This is a genomic window from Stenotrophomonas acidaminiphila (genome assembly GCA_002951995.1).
GTDB lineage: Bacteria > Pseudomonadota > Gammaproteobacteria > Xanthomonadales > Xanthomonadaceae > Stenotrophomonas > Stenotrophomonas acidaminiphila_A.
The window spans coordinates 2,897,657-2,919,261 of sequence record CP019797.1 but is presented as its reverse complement, the minus strand read 5'-3'; the positions used below and the strand labels follow the sequence as shown (position 1 = coordinate 2,919,261).

The 21,605-nt window shown below is 70.5% G+C and carries 23 protein-coding genes and 1 pseudogene; 16 read left to right on the top strand and 8 right to left on the bottom strand.

What is annotated here, in order from left to right:
• The first annotated feature begins 1 nt into the window (after position 1).
• The gene (locus B1L07_13070; GenBank protein ID AUZ55857.1) at positions 2-601 is read left to right on the top strand and encodes a nitroreductase; all 600 of its coding nucleotides are present in this window, start codon (positions 2-4) and stop codon (positions 599-601) included.
• A gap of 335 nt (positions 602-936) precedes the next feature.
• On the opposite strand, the gene B1L07_13065 is transcribed toward B1L07_13070, so the two are convergent.
• The 3 genes from B1L07_13065 to B1L07_13055 all read right to left on the bottom strand — a co-directional run bounded on the left by B1L07_13065 (position 937) and on the right by B1L07_13055 (position 4,397).
• Positions 937-1,941 carry a tRNA dihydrouridine synthase DusB gene (locus B1L07_13065; GenBank protein AUZ56602.1) on the bottom strand — a complete coding sequence of 335 codons (1,005 nt, stop codon included), beginning with the start codon at positions 1,939-1,941 and terminating at the stop codon, positions 937-939.
• 148 nt (positions 1,942-2,089) lie between these two features.
• Positions 2,090-3,043 carry a ribokinase gene (locus tag B1L07_13060; GenBank protein AUZ55856.1) on the bottom strand — a complete coding sequence of 318 codons (954 nt, stop codon included), beginning with the start codon at positions 3,041-3,043 and terminating at the stop codon, positions 2,090-2,092.
• Positions 3,044-3,098: 55 nt separating this feature from the next.
• Positions 3,099-4,397, bottom strand: coding sequence for a Na+ dependent nucleoside transporter domain-containing protein (locus B1L07_13055; GenBank protein ID AUZ55855.1), 1,299 nt, complete (start codon positions 4,395-4,397; stop codon positions 3,099-3,101).
• A gap of 200 nt (positions 4,398-4,597) precedes the next feature.
• Between B1L07_13055 and B1L07_13050 the strand changes: the two genes are divergently transcribed.
• The 4 genes from B1L07_13050 (at position 4,598) to B1L07_13035 (ending at position 9,257) form a co-directional block, all read left to right on the top strand.
• A complete protein-coding gene (locus tag B1L07_13050; GenBank protein AUZ55854.1) occupies positions 4,598-5,569 on the top strand; it encodes an alcohol dehydrogenase in 972 nt (323 codons plus the stop codon).
• A 139-nt stretch (positions 5,570-5,708) separates the two neighbouring features.
• On the top strand, positions 5,709-5,906 hold the full coding sequence (locus B1L07_13045) for a hemin transporter HemP (protein AUZ55853.1): 198 nt from the start codon (positions 5,709-5,711) through the stop codon (positions 5,904-5,906).
• Positions 5,907-6,049: 143 nt separating this feature from the next.
• Positions 6,050-8,239, top strand: a complete 2,190-nt coding sequence (locus tag B1L07_13040; GenBank protein AUZ55852.1) for a sugar transporter — start codon at positions 6,050-6,052, stop codon at positions 8,237-8,239.
• 79 nt (positions 8,240-8,318) lie between these two features.
• Positions 8,319-9,257, top strand: a complete 939-nt coding sequence (locus B1L07_13035) for a hypothetical protein (GenBank protein AUZ55851.1) — start codon at positions 8,319-8,321, stop codon at positions 9,255-9,257.
• A 49-nt stretch (positions 9,258-9,306) separates the two neighbouring features.
• Here B1L07_13035 and B1L07_13030 read toward each other — a convergent pair whose 3' ends face one another.
• Positions 9,307-9,660, bottom strand: a complete 354-nt coding sequence (locus B1L07_13030) for a hypothetical protein (protein AUZ55850.1) — start codon at positions 9,658-9,660, stop codon at positions 9,307-9,309.
• A gap of 139 nt (positions 9,661-9,799) precedes the next feature.
• Here B1L07_13030 and B1L07_13025 point away from each other — a divergent pair, with 139 nt between their 5' ends.
• From B1L07_13025 to B1L07_12975, 11 genes and pseudogenes are all read left to right on the top strand, one after another.
• Entirely contained in the window at positions 9,800-10,513 is a 714-nt protein-coding gene (locus B1L07_13025; GenBank protein AUZ55849.1) for a DNA-binding response regulator, read from the top strand.
• Between the two features lie 101 nt (positions 10,514-10,614).
• Positions 10,615-11,934, top strand: coding sequence for a two-component sensor histidine kinase (locus B1L07_13020; protein ID AUZ55848.1), 1,320 nt, complete (start codon positions 10,615-10,617; stop codon positions 11,932-11,934).
• A 205-nt stretch (positions 11,935-12,139) separates the two neighbouring features.
• Positions 12,140-12,520 carry a diacylglycerol kinase gene (locus B1L07_13015; GenBank protein ID AUZ55847.1) on the top strand — a complete coding sequence of 127 codons (381 nt, stop codon included), beginning with the start codon at positions 12,140-12,142 and terminating at the stop codon, positions 12,518-12,520.
• Positions 12,521-12,574: 54 nt separating this feature from the next.
• Entirely contained in the window at positions 12,575-13,324 is a 750-nt protein-coding gene (locus B1L07_13010) for a hypothetical protein (GenBank protein AUZ55846.1), read from the top strand.
• Positions 13,325-13,457: 133 nt separating this feature from the next.
• Complete coding sequence (locus B1L07_13005) at positions 13,458-14,093, top strand: LemA family protein (GenBank protein ID AUZ56601.1); 636 nt, start codon at positions 13,458-13,460, stop codon at positions 14,091-14,093.
• A gap of 4 nt (positions 14,094-14,097) precedes the next feature.
• Entirely contained in the window at positions 14,098-14,985 is an 888-nt protein-coding gene (locus B1L07_13000; GenBank protein ID AUZ55845.1) for a dehydrogenase, read from the top strand.
• On the top strand, positions 14,985-15,476 hold the full coding sequence (locus B1L07_12995) for a hypothetical protein (protein ID AUZ55844.1): 492 nt from the start codon (positions 14,985-14,987) through the stop codon (positions 15,474-15,476). The genes B1L07_13000 and B1L07_12995 overlap by 1 nt, the downstream gene beginning before the upstream one ends.
• A gap of 64 nt (positions 15,477-15,540) precedes the next feature.
• Positions 15,541-16,446 (top strand): prolipoprotein diacylglyceryl transferase, encoded by a 906-nt coding sequence (locus B1L07_12990; protein ID AUZ55843.1) that lies wholly within the window; start codon positions 15,541-15,543, stop codon positions 16,444-16,446.
• Positions 16,447-16,520: 74 nt separating this feature from the next.
• Entirely contained in the window at positions 16,521-17,315 is a 795-nt protein-coding gene (locus B1L07_12985) for a thymidylate synthase (protein AUZ55842.1), read from the top strand.
• Positions 17,315-17,811, top strand: a pseudogene (locus tag B1L07_12980) (diacylglycerol kinase). Before B1L07_12985 ends, B1L07_12980 begins: the two are co-directional and overlap by 1 nt.
• Positions 17,812-17,972: 161 nt before the next feature.
• Complete coding sequence (locus B1L07_12975) at positions 17,973-18,356, top strand: hypothetical protein (protein ID AUZ55841.1); 384 nt, start codon at positions 17,973-17,975, stop codon at positions 18,354-18,356.
• Positions 18,357-18,360: 4 nt separating this feature from the next.
• Here B1L07_12975 and B1L07_12970 read toward each other — a convergent pair whose 3' ends face one another.
• Genes B1L07_12970 through B1L07_12955 form a run of 4 tightly spaced genes read right to left on the bottom strand, consistent with a single transcriptional unit; the run spans position 18,361 to position 21,601 of the window.
• Complete coding sequence (locus B1L07_12970; protein AUZ55840.1) at positions 18,361-19,392, bottom strand: bis(5'-nucleosyl)-tetraphosphatase (symmetrical); 1,032 nt, start codon at positions 19,390-19,392, stop codon at positions 18,361-18,363.
• Positions 19,392-19,775, bottom strand: a complete 384-nt coding sequence (locus B1L07_12965; GenBank protein ID AUZ55839.1) for a Co2+/Mg2+ efflux protein ApaG — start codon at positions 19,773-19,775, stop codon at positions 19,392-19,394. The genes B1L07_12970 and B1L07_12965 overlap by 1 nt, the downstream gene beginning before the upstream one ends.
• 36 nt (positions 19,776-19,811) lie before the next feature.
• Entirely contained in the window at positions 19,812-20,624 is an 813-nt protein-coding gene (locus B1L07_12960; protein ID AUZ55838.1) for a 16S rRNA (adenine(1518)-N(6)/adenine(1519)-N(6))-dimethyltransferase, read from the bottom strand.
• Complete coding sequence (locus tag B1L07_12955) at positions 20,621-21,601, bottom strand: 4-hydroxythreonine-4-phosphate dehydrogenase PdxA (protein ID AUZ55837.1); 981 nt, start codon at positions 21,599-21,601, stop codon at positions 20,621-20,623. The genes B1L07_12960 and B1L07_12955 overlap by 4 nt, the downstream gene beginning before the upstream one ends.
• Positions 21,602-21,605: the final 4 nt, after the last annotated feature.

Sequence of the window (21,605 nt, the reverse complement as noted above, 5' to 3'; positions counted from 1 at the left end):
CATGAACAGCCAAGCCATCGCCCTGTACAAGCAGCGCCGTTCCCAGTACGCGCTCGGCCGCACCCTGCCCATCGGCCAGGACCAGGTCACCGACCTGATCAAGCACGCCGTGCGCGAGGCGCCGTCGGCCTTCAATTCGCAGCCGACCCGCGCGCTGATCCTGCACGGGGCGCAGAGCGTGAAGTTCTGGGAGCTGGTCAAGGACGCGCTGCGCCCGATCGTGCCGGCCGCCGCGTTCGCCGCCACCGAGGGCAAGCTGGACAGCTTCGCCGCCGGCGCCGGCACCGTGCTGTTCTTCAATGACGTGGACGTGACCCGCGGCCTGCAGGACCAGTTCCCGCTGTACGCCGACAACTTCCCGGTGTGGGCCGAACACGCCAACGGCATCGCCCAGTTCGCGGTGTGGACGGCGCTGGCCGAGGCCGGCATCGGCGCCAGCCTGCAGCATTACAACCCGGTGGTGGACGAGGCCGTGCACCGCGAATGGGGCATTGCCGGCAACTGGCAGCTGCGCGCGCAGATGCCGTTCGGCTCCCACGAAGCCGCCATCGGCGAGAAGAGCTACATGGAGGACGAGGCCCGCTTCAAGGTCTTCGCCTGAGCCTTCCGGCGTGCTCCTCCCCCGCGCCGATCCAGGCCCGCCGGCTCTGCTGGCGGGCCTTTCTGTTGTGCCCGGTGGCCGCGCTCCGTTCCGGCTTGGCCTGCCGGAACGCGGCCCCGCGGGTTGGCGGCCGTGCCGGGCACAGGCCAGGGATCGAGGGTCTCCGTTGCGGATCGAGGCCGTAGGTGCGGGGCTTGCCCCGCACGCAGGCTCCCGGGAACGCCACATGCGGGGCAAGCCCCGCATCTACGGGATTGGTTGCATGCGCGGCCAGCCACCGCATCCGCGGGATTGGTTGCATGCGGGGCAAGCCCCGCATCTACGGGGATCGCCCGTCAGGCCGCGGCCAGCGGCTGCGCGGCGATCAGCCCGTCGAAGTAGTCGCGGGTCAGCCGCAGCTGCGCGTCGGCGCTCTCGGCGGTGTTGACCACGGCGCGGAACGCCGCGCGCTGTTCATCGGTGTGTTCGGGCCGGTCCTTCGCGTACCAGCCCAGGTGCTTGCGGGCGATGCGCACGCCCTGCGGTTCGCCGTAGAACGCGTGCAGGTCGGTCAGGTGCCCGAGCAGGATGTCGCGCACCTCTTCCAGCGACGGCGGCGGCAACTCCTCGCCGGTGGCCAGGTAGTGGGCGATCTCGCGGAAGATCCACGGCCGGCCCTGCGCGGCGCGGCCGACCATCACCGCGTCGGCGCCGGTATGCGCCAGCACCTGCGCGGCCTTGCGCGGGGAATCGACGTCGCCGTTGGCCAGCACCGGGATGTCCAGCATGGCCTTGATCGCGGCGATGGTGTCGTACTCGGCGGTGCCGGTGTAGTGCTGGTCGCGGGTGCGGCCGTGCACCGCCAGCGCGGCGATGCCGCTGTCCTGGGCGATGCGGGCGATGGCCGGCGCGTTGCGCACCTGCGCGCACCAGCCGGTGCGGATCTTCAGCGTGACCGGCACGTCCACCGCACCCACCACCGCCTCCAGGATGCGCGCCACCAGCGCCTCGTCGCGCATCAGCGCCGAGCCGGCCCAGGCATTGCACACCTTCTTGGCCGGGCAGCCCATGTTGATGTCGATGATCTGCGCGCCGTGGTCGACGTTGTAGCGCGCCGCCTCGGCCAGCTGCCGCGGCTCGGTGCCGGCGATCTGCACGCTGATCGGTGCCGGCTCGCCGGCATGGTCCATGCGGTGGATGGACTTGCGGGTATTCCAGAATCGCGGGTCGGAGATGGTCATCTCCGAGGCGGCCAGGCCCGCGCCGAGCCGCTTGCACAGCTGCCGGAACGGTTTGTCGGTGACGCCGGCCATGGGCGCGAGCACCACGTTGGGTGCGATGGTGTAGGGGCCGATCTGCATGCGGCGCATTGTAGTGCCCGGCGCGGCGCCGATGCCGGCGCCGGCCCGTCGCGCGGGCGTGACTTCAGCGCTCATCCGGTTTGCCGGTGGCGGTGCCCCGCCCCCGCCGTGCCGCCGCGGGCGGCCAGCGCAGCGGCGGTGCGCGGGCTCAGGCGGCGTCGGCCGGGGTCATCCGCGGCATCGCCGCGGCGGCGCCTTCGCTCTCGGTGGAGCGGGCGGCGTACTGGTTGGCGAAGCGCACGTGCTTGATGAAGGCCGCGTCCGGGGCCTGTGCCAGCGAGGCCGCCAGGGCGCCGTTGAAGGCGTCGCCGGCACCGGTGGTATCGACCACCTGCGCCGGCTCGGCAGCCACCCGGTAGTAGGGCTGGCTGTCGCCGCGCAGGCGCTCCTCGTCATGCGAGACGAACACGCCGACCGCGCCGAGGGTGACCACCACGGTGTTGCCGGACAGCTTGCGGCACAGCGCGTGCAGGCTGGCGCCATCCAGCGCCGCCACGTCGTCGGCCTCCACCCGCTCGCCGACATGGCGGCCGAGCAGGGCGGCGAACTCGGTTTCGTTCGGGGTCAGCACGTCGGCCAGCTTGAGCAGGCCGATGCTCGACGGCGCGTTGGCCGGGGCGGCGTTGAGCACGGTCAGCACGCCGGCCTCGCGGGCGATGGCCAGCGCCGCCTCGATCGACTCCACCGGCGACTCCAGCTGCGCCAGCAGCACCCCGGCAGCGCCGATCAGCCCGGCGTTGGCGGCCATGAAGCCGGTGCTCAGCGAGGCATTGGCGCCGGGGCCGATGACGATCGAATTGCGGCCGCGGCTGTCCACGTAGATGCCGGCGGTGCCGGTGGGTTCGCCGCTGGCCTCGGCGGCCAGCACGATGCCGTCGGCCGCGGCCAGCTGCCGGGCCAGCGCGCCACCGGCGTCATCGCCCAGCGCGCAGACGAAGGTGATGCCGGCGCCGGCACGGCGCGCGGCCACCGCCTGGTTGAAGCCCTTGCCGCCGGGACCGGTGCTGTAGCGCCCGGCAATGGTCGCCCCCGGCGCGGGCAGGGCATCGCAGCGCCAGACGTGGTCGACATTGAAGGAACCGGCAACAACAACAGACTTCATGGAATCAATTTCTCTTCAGGTGGCTTTGGGGGAGCCGAAGGGGGAGCGCGCGTGCTCAGCCGAAGTGGCTGAGCACGCCGGCGATGGTGGCCGTCATCAGCGTGGCGATGGTGCCGCCCAGCACCGCGCGCAGGCCGAACTTGGCCAGGTCGTGGCGACGGTCCGGGGCCAGCCCGCCGATGCCGCCGATCTGGATGGCGATCGAACTGAAGTTGGCGAAGCCGCACAGCGCGTAGGTGGCGATCAGGCGGCCTTCGTCGCTGAGGGTGACCCCGGCGACATTGCCCTTGATGATCTCCGACAGCTGCAGGTAGGCCACGAATTCGTTGATCACCACCTTCTGGCCGATCAGCGAACCCACGGTGGTGGCATCGGCCCACGGCGTGCCGATCACCCATGCGATCGGCGCCAGCACGTAGCCGAAGATGGTGGCCAGGTTGGTCGGCTTGCCGATGGCCTGGGCCAGCCCGGTCACTTCGCCCAGCCAGGTCAGCGGCGCGTTGAGCAGCGCGATCAGGGCGATGAAGGCCAGCAGCATGGCGCCGATGTTCAGCGCCAGCTTGAGGCCGTCGCCGGCGCCGGCGGCAGCGGCGTCGATGATGTTGGACGAGGTCTTCTCCACTTCCATCTTCACCGTGCCGCGGGTCAGTGGGGTGCCGGTCTCGGGCACCAGCAGCTTGGCGATCACCAGCGTGGCCGGCGCGGCCATGATCGAGGCCGCCAGCAGGTGCTTGGCGTAGAACGCCTGTGCCACCGGGTCGCCGCCGCCGAGCATGCCCACGTAGGCCGCCAGCACGCCACCGGCGATGTGCGCCATGCCGCCGATCATCATCGTGATCAGCTCGGACTGGGTCATCTTGGGGATGTAGGGGCGCACGGTCAGCGGCGCCTCGGTCTGGCCGATGAACACGCTGGCGCAGACGCTGGTGGTTTCCGCGCCGGACACCCGCATCACCTTGGTGATCGCCCAGGCCATGACCTTGACCACCGCCTGCATCACCCCGACGTGGTAGAGCACGCCCATCAGCGCCGAGAAGAAAATGATGGTCGGCAGCACCTGGAAGGCGAAGATGAAGCCGTACTTGGGCACGTCCATCAGGCTGCCGAAAATGAAGCTGGAGCCTTCGTTGACGTAGCTGAGGATCTTGACGAAGCCCTGGCCCAGCCAGTCGAACACGTCGCGCCCGCCCGGTACCAGCAGCACCAGCGCGGCGAAGGCGATCTGCAGGCTGATGCCGGTGGCGACCAGCTTCCAGTCCACTGCCTTCTTGTTGTTGGAAAACAGCCAGGTGATGCCGATCAGCACCGCCAGACCGAACAGGCCGAAGCCGATCCTGCCCAAACCTTCGACCATGAGTATTCCCCGGGCGAGCCCGCAAAAGCGGCAAGCCTAGAGCAGCGGCCAGTGGCGGGCAACAATCCCGACGCCTGCCGGGGGCAACGGCGGCGATCAGGCCGGCATCGGCAAGGTCCGGGGCGCTATCGGTACGGTGGCGGGGGTTACACTGGCGGCTGTCCGCGCCGCCGGCGCGCACCGCGTTCCAGGAGCCAGCCATGCAATACCGCCGCCTCGGGTCGTCCGGCCTGCAGCTTTCCGCCCTGTCCTTCGGGGCCTGGGTCACCTTCGGCAGCCAGATCGCCCGGGGCGAGGCCCGCAACCTGATCGCCGCGGCCTGGGACAACGGGGTCAACTTCTTCGACAACGCCGAGGTTTACGCGCAGGGCCGCGCCGAGCAGGTGATGGGCGACGTGATCGCCGACCTGCGCCTGCCGCGCGACGGCTACTGCGTGTCCAGCAAGGTGTTCTTCGGCGCGGTCGAGGCGCCCAACCCGCTGCAGCGCGGGCTGTCGCGCAAGCACGTGCACGATGCCTGCCATGCCGCGCTCAAGCGGCTGCGGGTGGACTACCTGGACCTGTACTACTGCCACCGCCCCGACCCGGAGGCGCCGATCGCCGAGACGGTGCAGGCGATGGACGTGCTGATCCGCCAGGGCAAGGTGCTGTACTGGGGCACCTCGGAGTGGTCGGCGGCGCAAATCGCCGAGGCGGTGGCGTTCGCCCGCGGCAACGGCCTGCACGCGCCGACCATGGAACAGCCGCAGTACAACCTGCTGCACCGCGCCCGGGTGGAACAGGAGTACGCGCCGCTGTACGCCGACGCCGGGCTCGGCACCACCATCTGGTCGCCGCTGGCCTCGGGCCTGCTGACCGGCAAGTACAACGACGGCATCGCCGCCGGTTCGCGGCTGGCGCAGCCGTCGCTGGGCTGGCTGCAGTCGGCGGTGCTGGGCGAACCGGCCGATGCGCGGCTGGACAAGGTGCGGCGCTTCACCGCGGTGGCCGCGGAGCTGGGCGAATCGCCGGCGCAGCTGGCCATCGCCTGGTGCCTGCGCAACCCGCGCGTGTCCAGCGTGATCCTGGGCGCCAGCCGGGTGTCGCAGCTGGAGGAGAACCTGCGCGCGCTGGAGCTGCTCGAGCGTGTCGGCGACGACGCGTGGAGCAGGGTGGAAGCCGCCTTCGCTTGACCCGGGCGACGCGCGCCGGGCGGGCCGTGGCGTCTGCCCGGCGTGGGAGAAATGCGGCCGGGCGCGGAAGGCGCGCCCCTCTTGCATCGCGGATGAGAATCATTATCATCAATTCCGTCCCCGCCACGGAACCGCCGCGATGTTCGCCCAACCTGTCCTGCTCCGTCCCCGTACCCTGCACCTGCCGCAGCGCCCCGCCCCGCGAGCGCTGGCCGTCGATGACGCGATCGACAGCGGCGCGCTGCTGAAGGGCCAGCGCGAGATCCTGATCCGCCATGGCGACCGCGTTTACCGCCTGCGCCATACCAGCAACGACAAGCTGATCCTCACCAAGTAACTCCGGCCGCATTCGCCGCCAGCCGGCGCGCCGCTGCGCGTCATGCCCGCCTGAATCGCATCTTCTCTCCCCCTCGGCCACGGCCGGGCCGCCAGGGCGGCCGGCCGCTGCGCCGCGGGTCAACCGTTCGATTCAAGGTACCCATGATCCGTCCCGCCGCCTTGAGCGCCGCCCTGTGGGCGACGCTGTTTCCCGCCCATGCCGACCCGGCCACAGCCGCGCCGGCCGATGCCCACGACCTGGAACGCGTCCAGGTCACCGCCACCCGCACCGGCCGCGCGGTCGCCGACGTCGCCGCCACGGTCGACGTGATCGAACGCGAACAACTGGACCGGCAGCTCGTCCACGACATCGCCGACCTGGTCCGCTACGAACCGGGCATCTCGGTGACCCGCAGCGTGGCCCGCTTCGGCCTGGGCGGCTTCCGCATCCGCGGGCTGGACGGCAACCGCGTGCTGATCCAGACCGACGGCATCGCCATGCCGCGCAGCTTCGCCATCGGCAGCTTCGCCAGCGCCAACCGCGACTTCACCGACCTGGAAACGCTCAAGCGGGTGGAAATCGTGCGCGGCCCGGCCAGTTCGCTGTACGGCTCCGACGCGCTGGGTGGCGTGGTCGCCTTCGTCACCAAGGACCCGGCCGATTACCTGGGCGACGGCAAGGACACCTACGTCGGCCTGAAGCTGGGCTACGACGGCGACTGGCAGGGCCTGCTCGGCGGGGTGACCACCGCCTTCGGCGGCGCGCGCTGGAGCGGCATGGTCAACGTCAACCACCGCCAGGGCCAGGAAACCGGCAACAAGGGCCGGGTGCGCAGCGCCGACAACACCCGCACCGCACCCAATCCGCAGCAGCGCGACGGCCGCAGCGTGCTGTCCAAGCTGGTCTATGCGCCCGATGACGGCCAGCGCCTGCGCCTGACCGTGGAGGGCAACGAGGACGTCACCGACACCGACGTGCTGTCGGCCATCGACCACGTCACCACCACCGGCATGAAGGCGCACGACAGGCAGACCCGCGCGCGGGTGTCGCTCGCGCATGAAATGGACGCGCTGGACGCGGCCTTTGCCGACAGCCTGCGCTGGCAGCTGTACCGCCAGGACAGCGAGACCACCCAGGTCACCGACGAAGACCGCGCCAACCGCAGCCGCCGCCACCGCGTGTTCGACTTCGACGAGCGGGTGCATGGCGCGCAGGCGCAGTTCGACAAACGCCTGGTCACCGGCGCGGCCGAACATGCGCTGACCTGGGGCCTGGACGGCACCTGGAGCCGGATCCGGCAGAAGCGCGACGGCTACCAGGTGCTGGCCAATGGCAGCACCAGCAGCACGATCCTGCCCGACGCGTTCCCGGTGCGCGACTTCCCGGTCACCCGCACCACCGAGCTGGGCCTGTACCTGCAGGACGAGGTGCGGCTGGCAGGCGGCCGCCTGTCGCTGGTGCCCGGCGTGCGCGTGGACCACTACCGGCTCGAGCCGCAGGCCGACGCGATCTTCAGCGGCGACAACCCCGGCGTGGCGCTGGCGTCGCTGCGCAAGACCAGCGTGTCGCCGAAGCTGGGCATGGTCTGGCGCCTGGACCCGCGCTGGTCGCTGTTCGCCGGCTACGCGCGCGGCTTCCGCTCGCCGCCGTACAACGACGTCAACCTGGGCTTCACCAACGTCATGTTCGGTTACACCGCCATTCCCAACCCGGACCTGAAACCGGAAACCAGCCATGGCCTGGAACTGGGCGTGCGCTACGTGGGGCCGGCGCTGTGGGCCAGCCTCGGCGGCTACCACAACGACTACCGCGACTTCATTGAATCGCAGCGCTACGTCGGCACCAACGCGCAGGGGCTGATGGTGTTCCAGTCGCAGAACATCGCCGACGCGCGCATCCATGGCGCCGAACTGAAGGCGGGGCTGGAGCTGGGCGCGTTGGATGCGCGGCTGGCCGGCTGGTCGCTGCGCGGCGCGGCGGCCTGGTCGCGCGGGCGCAACCTCAGCGAAGGCGTGCCGCTGGACACGGTGGACCCGCTGCGCGGCAGCCTCGGGCTGGCCTACGACCGCGACGACTGGGGCATGGAGCTGGCCGGCAGCTTCGCCCGCCGCAAGGGCCGGGTCGCCAGCGCCGAGGCGTTCCGTCCCGCCGGCTACGGCGTGCTCGACCTGATGGCGCACTGGCGCTTCGCGCCGGGCGCCACCGCCCAGGTCGGCGTGTTCAACCTGGCCGACCGCCGCTACATCGAATGGTCCAGCCTGGCCGGCACCCTGGCCGCTTCCAGCCGCGTGAGCGACCGCTTCAGCAACCCCGGTCGCACCGTATCGGCCAGCCTGTCGCTGGCCTGGTGAGCGGCGCCAACCGCTGCTTCCCTCCCCCGATGGAGCGTCACCCGGCCATGGACGGCCTTCCCACCGCCCCGAGGAACCCATGAAGAAACCGCATTGCGCCAGCCTGCTGCTGGCCTGCGCCGCCAGTGCCGGCGCGGTCGCCGCGCCCGCCGACCCCGTCCGCGACCACGACACCATCGTGCGCATGCAGGGCGAGTACACCGTGGATTTCGCCTTCGACGAAACCGTGCTGCTGCAGCCCGGTTACGCACGCGCCCCGGCAATGCGCAGCGGCGGCAACGAACTGGTGGTCGTGGTCGAGGACACCCCCACCCGCATCGTGCTGCAGCACCTGCTGGTGGATCCGGCCAGCGGCCACGTCACCAAGCACTGGCGCCAGGACTGGACCTATGAAGCGCCGGTGCGCTTCGAGTTCAGCGCCGACCAGACCTGGCGGGTGCGCGCGCTTCCCGCCGACCTCACCCGCGGTGCCTGGACCCAATGCGTCTACGAAGTCAGCGACGCGCCGCGCTACTGCGGCACCGGTCGCTGGCGCTACGACAACGGCGTGCCCAGCTGGACCAGCGACCCGGGCTGGCGCCCCCTGCCACGCCGCGAGTACACCCGCCGCAGCGACTACAACGCGCTGGCCATGGTCAACCGCCACACTTTGACCCCCAACGGCTGGACCCACGAACAGTTCAACACCAAGGTACGCCGCGACGCCGATGGCGGGCAGCACGAAATCGCGCGCGAGTTCGGTTTCAACGACTACGTGCGCACCACGGACGTGGATTTCAGCCCGGCCCGCGCCTACTGGAACGCCACCGCCGGCTACTGGGCGCGGGTGCGCCGGCACTGGGACGGCTTCCTCGGCCAGGCGCCGGGCGCGCGGCTGAAGACGCCGGTCGACGGCATGGCGATGATCGTGCCGCTGTTCACCCAGGCCGAAGCCGTGCAGGCGGGGCGGGCGGTCGACGAACGCCGGATCGGCGAGGTGTTCGCCGCCTGGGTTGAAAAGGCACCGGCCGCGGACTGAGCGCCGGGGCGGCGGCATCCGTGCGGCGGCATGGCGCCGCCGCGCGGGCTCATTCCTTGAACATCAGCAGCGCGGCGACCACGATCAGCGCGAACGCCGCCCAATGGTTCCATTTCAGCGGCTGCCCCAGGTAGACCGCGGAGAACACCGCGAACACCACCAGCGTGATCACTTCCTGCATGCCCTTGAGCTGCGGCGCGGAATAGACCGCCGCGCCCAGGCGGTTGCCCGGCACCTGCAGGCAATACTCGAAAAAGGCGATGCCCCAGCTGACCAGGATCACCGTCAGCAGCGGCGCCGAGCGGTACTTCAGATGGCCGTACCAGGCGATGGTCATGAATACGTTGCTGGCGACCAGCAGCAGTACCGGGTACAGATAGGCGGTGAAGGGCGGGGCGGGCATGTCCGGGTCCGTGGGAAGGCGCGCATAGCATAGGTGCAGCACCGGTCCGGCGAACCACGGGCGACAGGGCCTAGTTTCTTCACATGGGATCCACTCGGGGTACGGCATCTTTCACAAAGCTGAAGAACGAGGAGGCTCCATGCGACAGACCAAGGAATCGTCCGGACTGGTGCTTGTCATCGAGGACAACCGCAACATTTCCGAGATGATCGGCGAATACCTGGAAAGCAAGGGATTCGAGGTGGACTATGCCTGCGATGGCCTGGACGGCTACCGGCTGGCGGCGGAAAACAGCTACGACGTGGTGGTGCTGGACCTGATGCTGCCGCGGCTGGACGGCATCGAGGTGTGCCGCCGCCTGCGCAACGAGGCGCGCAAGTCCACCCCGGTGCTGATGCTCACCGCGCGCGACACCCTGGACGACAAGCTGACCGGGCTGGGGTTCGGCGCCGACGACTACCTGACCAAACCTTTCGCCATCCAGGAACTGGAAGCGCGCCTGCGCGCGCTGATCCGCCGCGAACGCCGCCAGGTGGGCGCCGAGGTGCTCAAGGTCGCCGACCTGGTGCTGGACCCGGTCAGCATGCGCGCCACCCGCGCCGGCACCGAGCTGCAGTTGTCGCCGATCGGCCTGCGCCTGCTGACCATCCTGATGCGCGAATCGCCGCGGGTGGTGACCCGCCAGGAAATCGAGCGCGAGATCTGGGGCAACGGCCTGCCCGACTCGGATACCCTGCGCAGCCACCTGTACAACCTGCGCAAGATCATCGACAAGCCGTTCGACCGGCCGTTGCTGCATACCGTGCAGAGCGCGGGCTACCGTATTGCCGATATCGCCCAGCCGATGGGCTGAGGCATGCGGGGAAGCGTGATCCATCGCGACCGGGCGGGCCGTACCACGGCCCGCGCCGGCGTGCTCTTCCCCTAACCGCACTGGACCACCACGGGACCGCAATGCTGCACGGGTTGCCGCGCAAGATCAGGACCGCTTTCATGCTGCAGGCACTGCTGGCCGGCCTTGCGGTGCTGCTGGGCGGCTACCTGGTGCTGCTGGTGGTCAAGTTCGGCCTGGTCAACGCGCTGCTCAGGCAGGAGGCCGCGCACTACTGGGAGCTGTACCAGGCCTCGCCGGTGCAGCCGCCGCCCAACACCAGCAATGTCCGCGGCTACCTGCTGGAGACCGGGCAGTCGCCGCTGAGCCTGCCCGCCGACCTGCGCGGGCTGGCGCCGGGCTTCCACGAGGTCGGCGACGCCGACGAACTGGTGCTGGTGGACGACAAGCCCGCCGGGCGCCTGTACCTGGTGTTCCTGCGCTCGCAGGCGCAGCACCTGGCGTTCTGGTTCGGGGTGGTGCCGGTGCTGCTGATCCTGCTGGCGGTGTATGGCGCATCGTGGTTGACCTACCACGTCTCGCACCGGGTGGTGTCGCCGGTGACCTGGCTGGCGCGGCGGGTGTCGCAGTGGGACCCGCTGTACCCGGACGCGAGCGAACTGGCGCCGGAGCGGTTGCCGGCCGACGTGCAGGGCGAGGTACGGCAGCTGGCCGGTGCCCTGCATACCATGGCCGGGCGCATCGGCGACCATGTCGCGCGCGAGCGTAATTTCACCCGCGATGCCAGCCACGAGCTGCGCACGCCGCTGACCGTGATCCGCATGGCCAGCGACATGGCGCTGGGCGCGCAGGAGCTGAGCCCGGGGCTGCAGCGCAGCCTGCAGCGCATCCAGCGCGCCGGCCGCGACATGGAGGCGCTGATCGACGCGCTGCTGATCCTGGCGCGCGAGGCCAACATCGAGCCGCAGGCCGAGTGGGTCGAGGTGGCCGACGTGGTCCGCTACGAGGCGGCCAATGCCCGAGGCAGCCTGGCCGGGCGGCCGGTGGAACTGGAAGTCCATGTCGCCGCCGCCAGCCCGCTGCGGGTGCCGCCGCAGGTCCTGCACGTGGTGGTCGGCAACCTGCTGCGCAATGCCTGCAACTACACCGACCGCGGCCGCGTCGATGCCTACGTGGAGGCCGACCGGGTGGTGGTGCGCGACACCGGCATCGGCATGTCGCCCGAGGCGCTGGCGCGGATCTTCGAGCCGTTCTTCCGGGTCGAGCCGGAGCGGCGCCAGGGCCACGGCCTGGGCATGCCGATCGTGCATCGCCTGTGCGAGCGTTTCGGCTGGCGCATCGAGCTGCAGAGCGAGCCCGGGCGGGGCACCACGGTGACGGTGCGTTTCGCGCGCGACGCCGCGCAGCCCGAGCAGGGCGTGGACGGCACCGCCTCCCCCTGACCCGGCCGCTGCCGGTGGCGGCCCCGGCGCCCTGGCGTGACGGCGCACGGCTGCCTCCGCGAGCCTGTGCGAGCGGGCGACAGGGCGCCGGCAGGGCGCGTGTGGCAGAATCCTGCGCTGTTCATCGCCACGGCCGCCTGCATGGATATTTCCCGTTCCCGCCCCGTCCCGGCCACCCGCGCCGGCTCGACCGAGGGCCGCGCGCATGGCTGACGAAATGGGCAACCTGCCGCGCGGCCCGGCGCGCGTGCTCAAGGCGGCGGTCTGGTCCTGGCAGGGTTTGACCGCGGCCTGGCGGCACGAATCCTCGTTCCGGCTGGAGGTGTACCTGTTCGTGCTGCTCGCCCCGGTGGCGGTGTGGCTGGGGCAGACCCCGGTGGAGCGCGTGCTGCTGGTCGGCTCGTTGCTGCTGGTGCTGGCCATGGAGCTGGCCAATTCGGCCATCGAGGCGGTGATCGAGCGCTACGGCCCGGAGTTCCACGTGCTGGCCGGTCGCGCCAAGGACATGGGCTCGGCAGCGGTGTTCGTGATGATGATGAATGTGCTGCTGTGCTGGGGGCTGATCCTGGTGCCCCGGATTTTCTGAACCTCGCCGCCGCGCGCGACCGCGGCGGATTGTCTTTGTTGAAGGATTGCCTGCATGTCTTTTGAGTTCCTTGCCGACCCCAACGTATGGGTCACCCTGTTCATGCTCAGTGCGCTGGAAATCGTGCTGGGCATCGACAACCTGGTGTTCATCTCCATCGCCGTGGGCCGGCTGCCCGAGCACCGCCGGCCGCTGGCACGCCGGGTCGGCATCGCCGTGGCCTGCATCACCCGCATCATGCTGCTGGTGTCGCTGGCCTACCTGGCGCACATGGAGAGCAACCTGTTCACCGTCGCCGGCATGGGCATCTCGATCCGCGACCTGGTGCTGATCGTCGGCGGCCTGTTCCTGCTCTACAAGGGCATCAAGGAAGTGCGCGAACTGGTCAGCGGCGGCGAGGACCAGGACCCGACCACCACCAAGGCATCGGCCGCATTCGGCACGGTGATCGCGCAGATCGCGATCATCGACATCGTGTTCTCGCTGGATTCGGTGATCACCGCCGTTGGCATCGCCGACCACGTCCCGGTGATGGTCTGCGCGGTGCTGCTGTCGGTGGCGGTGATGCTGCTGGCGGCCAACCCGCTGGGCCGTTTCATCGACGCCAACCCGACCGTCAAGCTGCTGGCGCTGGCGTTCATCCTGCTGGTCGGCGCGGTGCTGGTGCTCGACGGCCTGGACCTGCACGTGCCCAAGCCCTACATCTATGCCGCGATGGGCTTCTCGGTGATGGTGGAGTGGCTGAACCTGCTGATGCGGCGCAACGCCAGGCAGCACCACATCCCCGGCGCGGACAACTGGTAAGCCGTTGCCCGCCGCCGGCCGGGTGCCGGCGGCGCGCTACCCACAGGGGCCGGCACGCGTCGGCCCCTGTCGTATGCACACGCTGCACGGCAGTGGTGGCATGCTTGCGGTTCCGGCCAACCAGGACCCGCCCATGCGCCCCTTCCTCCGCCTCGTGTTGCTTGCCCTCGTGGCAGGCTCGATCTCCGGCTGCGGTTACAACGCCATCCAGCAGAAGGACGAGGCGGTCAAGGCCGGCTGGTCCGAGGTGCTCAACCAGTACAAGCGCCGCGCCGACCTGATCCCCAACCTGGTCAACACCGTGCAGGGCTATGCCCAGCAGGAGCGACAGGTGCTGACCGAGGTCACCAATGCGCGCGCCCGGGTCGGGCAGATCCAGGTCAACGCCGACGATGCCGCCTCGCTGCAGCAGTTCCAGCAGGCGCAGGGCGAACTGGGCAGCGCGCTGTCGCGGCTGCTGGTGGTCAGCGAGAACTACCCGACGCTGAAGTCCGACCAGAACTTCCGCGACCTGCAGGCGCAGCTGGAAGGCACCGAGAACCGCATCACCGTGGCGCGCGGGCGCTATATCCAGCTGGTGCAGGACTACAACACCTACATCCGCTCGTTCCCGCAGGTGATCACCGCCAAGCTGTTCGGCTACCAGGCCAAGCCGAACTTCAGCGTGGACAACGAAGCGCAGATCGCACAGCCGCCGGCGGTGGATTTCGGCACCCGGCCGCAACCGCAGCCGCAGACCCCGCCGCCGGCACCCGCGCCGGCGCAGTGAGCCGATGAACCGCCTGCTGCGCCTGTTGCTGCTGGCGTTCCTGCTCGGCCTGGCCGGGCCGGGCACGGCCATGGCGCAGCAACTGGCGCCGATCCCGCCGCTGGACTCGCCGGTGGTCGACACCACCGGCACCCTGGACGCGGCGCAGCGCCAGGCGCTGGTGGAGCAGGCGCTGGCCCTGCAGCAGCGCAAGGGCAGCCAGTTGCAGATCCTGATCGTGCCCAGCACCCGGCCGGAGGACATCGCCCAGTACACCACCCGCGTGTTCGAGCAGTGGGGCATCGGCCGCAAGGGCGTGGACGACGGCGTGCTGCTGGTGGTGGCCCGGGACGACCGCCGCGTGCGCATCGAGCCGGGCTATGGCCTGGAGGGCGCGATTCCCGACGCCATCGCCAACCGGGTGATCCAGGAATACCTGGTGCCGCGCTTCCGCAACGGCGACTATGCCGGCGGCATCGCCGAGGCCACCGCGGTGCTGGTGCGGCTGATCGACGGCGAGCCGCTGCCGGCGCCGGTGGCCAGCAACCGTGAGCCCGGCGGCAGCGACGCCACCTTCTTCGTCGCGCTGTTCATCGGCGGCATCGCCTCGATGCTGGCGCGGCTGCTGTTCGCGCGCCGCTCGCGGCCGGCCAAAGGCCTGCTGGCGGCGCTGCTGGCCGGGGGTGCCGGCTGGCTGCTGCTGTCGCTGGCCGGCGCCGGCGTCGCCGCGGCGGTGGCGTTCTTCCTGTCGCTGGGTGGGCTCTCGCCCGGGGGCTTCGCCCGCGGTGGCGGCTTTGGCAGTGGCGGCTTTGGCGGCGGTGGCTTCGGTGGCTTCGGTGGCGGCGGATTCGGCGGTGGCGGCTGGTCCGGCGGCGGGCGTTCGGGAGGCGGTGGCGCCTCGGGGAGCTGGTGATGCGCTGGTTGCGCCATGTCTTTTCGCCGTCGGCGCATGCGCGGTTTCCCGCCGCCAGCCTGGACCGCATCGCCCGCGCCATTGCCGAGGGCGAGCGCCGCCACGCCGCCCAGCTGATGTTCGCGGTCGAGTCCGACCTGCCGCTGGCGGCATTGTGGCGCGGGGTCTCGCCGCGCGAACGCGCCGAACATGCCTTCGCGCTGCTGCGGACCTGGGACACCCGCGACAACAATGGCGTGCTGCTCTACCTGCTGCTGGCCGACCACGCCGTCGAGATCGTGGCCGACCGTGGCCTGCACGGGCGCATCGACGCGGCGCGGTGGCGCCAGGTCTGCGAGGATTTCGGCCGCCGCCGGCGCGAAGGCGACCTGGAGGCCGCGGTACTGGCGGCCATCGCAACCCTCTCGGAAATGCTGGCCGAGCATTTTCCGGCCGATCCGGACGCGCCGCGCGACAACGAGTTGCCTGACCGCCCGCGGCTGCTCGGGTGACGCGGCGGTTGAGCCCCGCGGGCGCTGCCCCGAGAATAGGGACTCGTCCGCCGGACCCGCCTGCATGCTCTATCTCCACGACATAGACCCCATCGCCTTCTCCCTGGGGCCGATCAAGGTGCACTGGTACGGCATCATGTACCTGCTCGGTTTCGCCGCCGCGTGGTGGCTGGGGCGTATCCGCATCCGCGCCGGGCGCCTGCCGGGCGTGGACATGAACGCGTTTTCCGACCTGCTGTTCTACGCCATGCTCGGCGTGGTGCTGGGCGGGCGCATCGGCTACATGCTGTTCTATGCCACCGCCGATTTCCTGCACAACCCGCTGCTGCTGCTGCGCGTCTGGGAGGGCGGGATGAGCTTCCACGGCGGCCTGCTCGGGGTCATGGCCGCCGGCTGGTGGTGGACCCGCAAACACGCGCTGCATTACTTCGACACCATCGATTTCGTCGCGCCGCTGGTGCCGCTGGGGCTGGGCTTCGGCCGGCTGGGCAACTTCGTCGGCGGCGAGTTGTGGGGCAAGTTCACCCACGCCGGCTGGGGCGTGGTGTTCCCGCACGCGCCGCTCAAGGACGTGCCGGCCGGTCTGCCGACCATGGAGCAGCTGATGTCGGCCGCGCAGATCCGCCAGGACTATGCGGCCGGCCTGCTGACCCAGTACGCGCGCCATCCCTCGCAGCTGTACGAAGCGCTGCTGGAAGGGCTGGTGATGTTCGTGGTGCTGTGGGCGTATTCGATGAAGCCGCGCCCGCGCTACGCCGTGTCCGGCCTGTTCGCGCTGATGTACGGCAGCTTCCGCTTCCTGGTCGAGTTCGTGCGCATGCCCGACAACGGCGTCTACCTGGCCTTTGGCTGGTTCACCCGCGGCCAGCTGCTGAGCCTGCCGCTGATCGTGCTCGGACTGGTGCTGCTGGCCATGTCGCGGCGTGCGCCTGCGCTGCAGCCGGCGGTGCCGGCCGGGGACAAGGCGTGAAGCGCTGCGCCGGAGGTGGAAAATGAAGCCTTTCGCCGGAGGCGAAGAATGAAGTCACTAGCCGGAGGCGAAGAATGAAGCAGTACCTGGACCTGCTGCGGCACGTGCTTGACCACGGCACCGACAAGGCCGACCGCACCGGCACCGGCACCCGCAGCGTGTTCGGCTGGCAGATGCGCTTCAACCTCGGCGAAGGCTTTCCGCTGGTCACCACCAAGAAGCTGCACCTGCGCTCGATCATCCACGAGCTGCTGTGGTTCCTGAAGGGCGACACCAACATCGCCTACCTGAAGGACAACAAGGTCGGCATCTGGGACGAATGGGCCGACGCCAACGGCGACCTCGGCCCGGTCTACGGCAGGCAGTGGCGCAGCTGGGCCGCCGCCGACGGCCGCCAGATCGACCAGATGCAGTGGCTGCTGGACGAGATCCGGCGCAACCCGGACTCGCGGCGGCTGGTGGTCAGCGCCTGGAACGTGGGCGAGCTGCCGCAGATGGCGCTGATGCCCTGCCACACCCTGTTCCAGTTCTACGTGGCCGACGGCAAGCTCAGCTGCCAGCTGTACCAGCGCAGCGGCGACATCTTCCTGGGCGTGCCGTTCAACATCGCCAGCTATGCGCTGCTGACCCACATGGTGGCCCAGGCCACCGGGCTGGGCGTGGGCGATTTCGTGCACACGCTGGGCGACGCGCACCTGTATTCGAACCATTTCGAACAGGCCCGCGAACAGCTCGCGCGCGCGCCCCGCGCGCTGCCGACGCTGTGGCTGAACCCGGAAGTGACCGACCTGTTCGGCTTCAGCTACGACGACATCCGCATCGACGGCTACGACCCGCATCCGCCGATCAAGGCGCCGGTGGCGGTGTGATGAAGCTGTCGCTCATCGCCGCGCTGGACCGCAACCGTGGGATCGGCCGCGACAACGCCATGCCCTGGCACCTGCCCGACGACTTCAAGCACTTCAAGGCGCTGACCCTCGGCAAGCCGATCCTGATGGGGCGCAAGACCGCGCAGTCGCTCGGGCGCGCGCTGCCGGGCCGGACCAACCTGGTGCTGACCCGTGGCGGGCAGGTGCCGTTCGCGGGATGCACGCGGTGGCGTCGGTGGAGCAGGCCCGGGAGATGGCCGCCGGGGAGGCTGCCGACGAACTGTGCGTGATCGGCGGCGGCGAAATCTACCGGCTGCTGATCGACCAGGCCACCGACCTGCACCTGACCTGGGTGGATGCCGAGGTCGCGGCCGACACCCATTTCCCCGAGGTCGACCCCGCCGTGTGGCGGGAAGTGGACAGCCAGCCGCATCCGGCCGATGCGCGGCATGCGTTCGCCTTCCGTTTCGCCCATTACCTGCGGCGTTCCGCGTAGCGGCGCGGGGTGCCCCGCAGGGGGCATCCCCGGACAAGCCCAGCGGGGCGAGCCCCGCTCCGGTCTTTCCGGGTAGTCGCAGCGCGGTCGTTTGCGCCGTTGTGCCAGCGATGCCGTTCCGCCGACCCGATGCAGCTACCTTCCAACCCCAGGAGACGGGCATGACCGCACTGTTCGACCGGATCGACACCTTCGTCCTGCCGGTGGCCGATTACCAGGCCGCCGCTGACTGGTACGCCGCCAAACTCGGCCTGCAGGCGACGTACGTGGATGCCGGCGAATGCCTGGCGGTGCTGCCGTTGGCGCAGGGCGCGAGCCTGACCCTGTGGCAGCGCCAGGCCGGCGGGCCGGCGCCGGATCCGCGCGCGCAGGGGGCGTTTCCGATCTTCGCCACGCCCGATGCGGCGGCGGCCTGCGCGACGTTGAAACGCCGCGGCGTGCGTGTCGGCGAACTGGAGCGCGGCGACGGCGTGGTGTATTTCCGCTTCCACGATGCCGACGGCAACTGCCTGGAGGCCTGCCAGGTGCTGCAGCCCGGCGCCTGAGCGCTTACGGCGTGGGCGTGGCGCCGCCGTGGTTGCCCGGCGTGCCCGTCGGGTTGCCGTTGCTGCTGTTGTTGTTGCCATTGTTGCCGCCGCCGTGCGGCCGGTGCCGGCGTGGCCGGCGCCGTTCGCGGCGTTCACCCTGCGCCTCGGCGCCGGCATCGGGCCGGCGCTCGGCCGGTGGCCGCCGTGGCGGATGCGCGCCGGGTACCGGCGCCGGCACGTCGCGGCCGGGGACCTGGACCACGCGCAGTTCCTCGCTGTCCAGCTGCAGCGCGGTGAGCTTGCCGCCCCACACCGCACCGGTGTCGATGGCGTGCACGCCCTGGGTGATGGTCAGGCCCAGCGCCGACCAGTGGCCACAGACCATCTTCAGTTCGCGCTCGACCCGGCCCGGGACTTCGAACCACGGGTACATGCCCAACTGCTGCGTGCCCGGCGTGCCCTTGTCTTCCATGCCGATGCGCGCGCGCGGCGTGCAGTAGCGCATGCGGGTGAAGATGTTGATGATCGCGCGCGAACGGTCGTAGCCGGTGAGGTTCGGCGCCCAGCTGGGGCCGTCGCCGTACATGTTGCGCAGCAGCTTGCGGTAGCCGTTGCCGTGCAGCTGCTGCTCGACCTCGCGCGCATGCCGCTCGGCCATCGCCACCGTCCACTTCGGCGCCAGCCCGGCATGGAACATCATCCAGCCCAGGCCGCGGTCCACGTGCACCAGCTTCTGCTGGCGCAGCCAGTCCAGCAGCACGTCGCGGTCCTCGGCCAGCACCACGCGCTGCAGGTCGGGGTTGACCTTGCGCTGCTCCTCGGCGCTGCGCGCGCCCACGGCCAGCAGCGACAGGTCGTGGTTGCCCAGCACCACCACGCTGTGCTCGCGCAGCGAATGCACCAGGCGCAGGGTCTCCAGCGACTGCCCGCCGCGGTTGACCAGGTCGCCACAGAACCACAGCCGGTCGGCGGCTGGGTCGAAGTTGATCTTCTCCAGCAGCCGCTGGGTGACGTCGTAGCAGCCCTGCAGGTCGCCGATCGCCCAAGTCGCCATCAGTGCAGGGTCCTGGGAATGGACAGTACGAACGGCGCGACCGGCGCGGCGAATTCGGTGCCGTCGTCGGCCAGCATGTCGTAGTGGCCCTGCATGGTGCCGCGCTCGGTGCCGAGCATGACCCCGGAGGTGTAGCGGAATTCCTCGCCCGGGCGCAGCCGCGGCTGCTCGCCGACCACGCCGTCGCCATCCACGTGCTCGGTGCGGCCGTTGCCGTCGGTGATGCGCCAGTGGCGGCTGATCAGCCGCGCCGGCACGCTGCCGCGGTTGTGGATGCGGATCGTATAGGCGAACGCGTAGCGCCCGTCCTCGGGCGCCGACTGCTCGTCGATGAAGCGAGGCGACACCTCGATCTCGATCGCGTACTGGCGGGAATCATCCATGCGGGCAAGTGTAAGCAAAAGCGGTGTGAGCGGACGTCAGGCAGCGGTGGCGTTGGCCAGGGCGATGAATTCGGCCACGTCCAGCTGCTCGGCGCGCGCGTCGCTGCGCACCCCGGCGGCAGCGAAACCGGCCTCGTCGACGAGGCCGTGCAGCGCGTTGCGCAGGGTCTTGCGGCGCTGGCCGAAGGCGGCCTTGACCAGCCGGGCGAAGTGCGCCGGATCGGCGATGCCGACCGTGGCCGGATCGCGCGGCACCAGCCGCACCACCGCCGAGTCCACCTTCGGCGGCGGCCGGAACGCGCCCGGCGGCACCACGAACAGCGAGGTGACCTGGCACCAGGCCTGCAGCATCACGCTCAGGCGGCCATAGACCTTGCTGCCGGGCGCGGCGGCCATGCGGTCCACCACTTCCTTCTGCAGCATGAAGGTCATGTCGCTGATCGCCGCGGCGTGTTCCAGGGCATGGAACAGGATCGGCGAGGAGATGTTGTAGGGCAGGTTGCCGACCAGCCGGATCGGCGCGCCGCCGGCCAGCTCGGTGAAATCGACCTGCAGCACGTCGCGGTGGACGATGGTCAGTTCGCCCAGCGGCGCGGCCGCGGCGGTGAGCGGCGCGATCAGGTCGCGGTCGAACTCGATCACCGTCAGCTGCGGATGCCGGCGCAGCAGCGGGAAGGTGATGGCGCCCTGGCCGGGGCCGATCTCGACCAGCCGGTCGCCGGGCCGCGGGTTGACCGCCAGCACGATCTTCTCGACGTAGTGCGCGTCGGCCAGGAAGTGCTGGCCGAGCTGCTTCTTCGCCGGCGCGGTGAAACCGGCGCCGGCGCGCGGGGCGTGGGAGGAATTCATCGGGTGATTTTACGGTGTGCGGCCAGCCGCGCACACAGCGCGGTGGCGGCCTGCAGGCTGGAGGGATCGGCCGTGCCCTTGCCCGCCAGGTCGAGCGCGGTGCCATGGTCGACGGCCACGCGCGGGTAGGGCAGCCCCAGGGTGATGTTCACCGCCTGCTCGAAGCCGCTGTACTTGAGCACCGGCAGGCCCTGGTCGTGGTACATCGCCAGCACCGCGTCGAAGCGGCGCAGCCTGGCTGGCAGGAACGCGGTGTCGGCGGGCAGCGGCCCGGCCAGGTCCAGGCCGTCGCCGCGCAGCCGTTGCAGCAGCGGGATGACCACGTCCAGTTCCTCGCGGCCAAGATGGCCATCCTCGCCGGCGTGCGGATTCAGCCCGAGCACGGCGATGCGCGGCCGCGCCAGGCCGAAGTCGCGGCGCAGCGCGGCGTGGGTGGTGGCGATCACCGCGCGCAGGCGGTCGGCGGTGATGGCGTCGGCTACCTCGCGCAGCGGCAGGTGGGTGGTGGCCAGGGCCACGCGCATGTGCGCGTTGGCCAGCATCATCACCACCTCCACCCCGGCCTGCTGGGCCAGCAGTTCGGTGGTGCCGCTGTAGGCGATGCCGCCGTCGTTGATCGCCGCCTTGTGCACCGGGCCGGTGACCACGCCGTCGAGTTCGCCCGCCAGGCAGGCCTGGCCGGCGCCCAGCAGGGCGTCGATCACCGCACGGGCGTTGGCCGGGTCGGGCTGGCCGAAGCGCGACGGCGCGGCGTTGCGCACCGCGCGCAGGCGCAGGTCGCCCGGCACCGTGGCGGCGGCGTCCTCGGGCAGCAGGTTCAGCGGCAGGTCGAGCGCGGCGGCGGCGCCGCGCAGCGTGTCCGGGTCGGCGAATGCCAGCAGCCGGCAATCAACGCGCGGCTGCTGCGCCAGGCGGACGCAGAGTTCCGGGCCGACCCCGGAAGGCTCGCCCGGGACCAGAGCGAGCTGGGGAACCATGGGA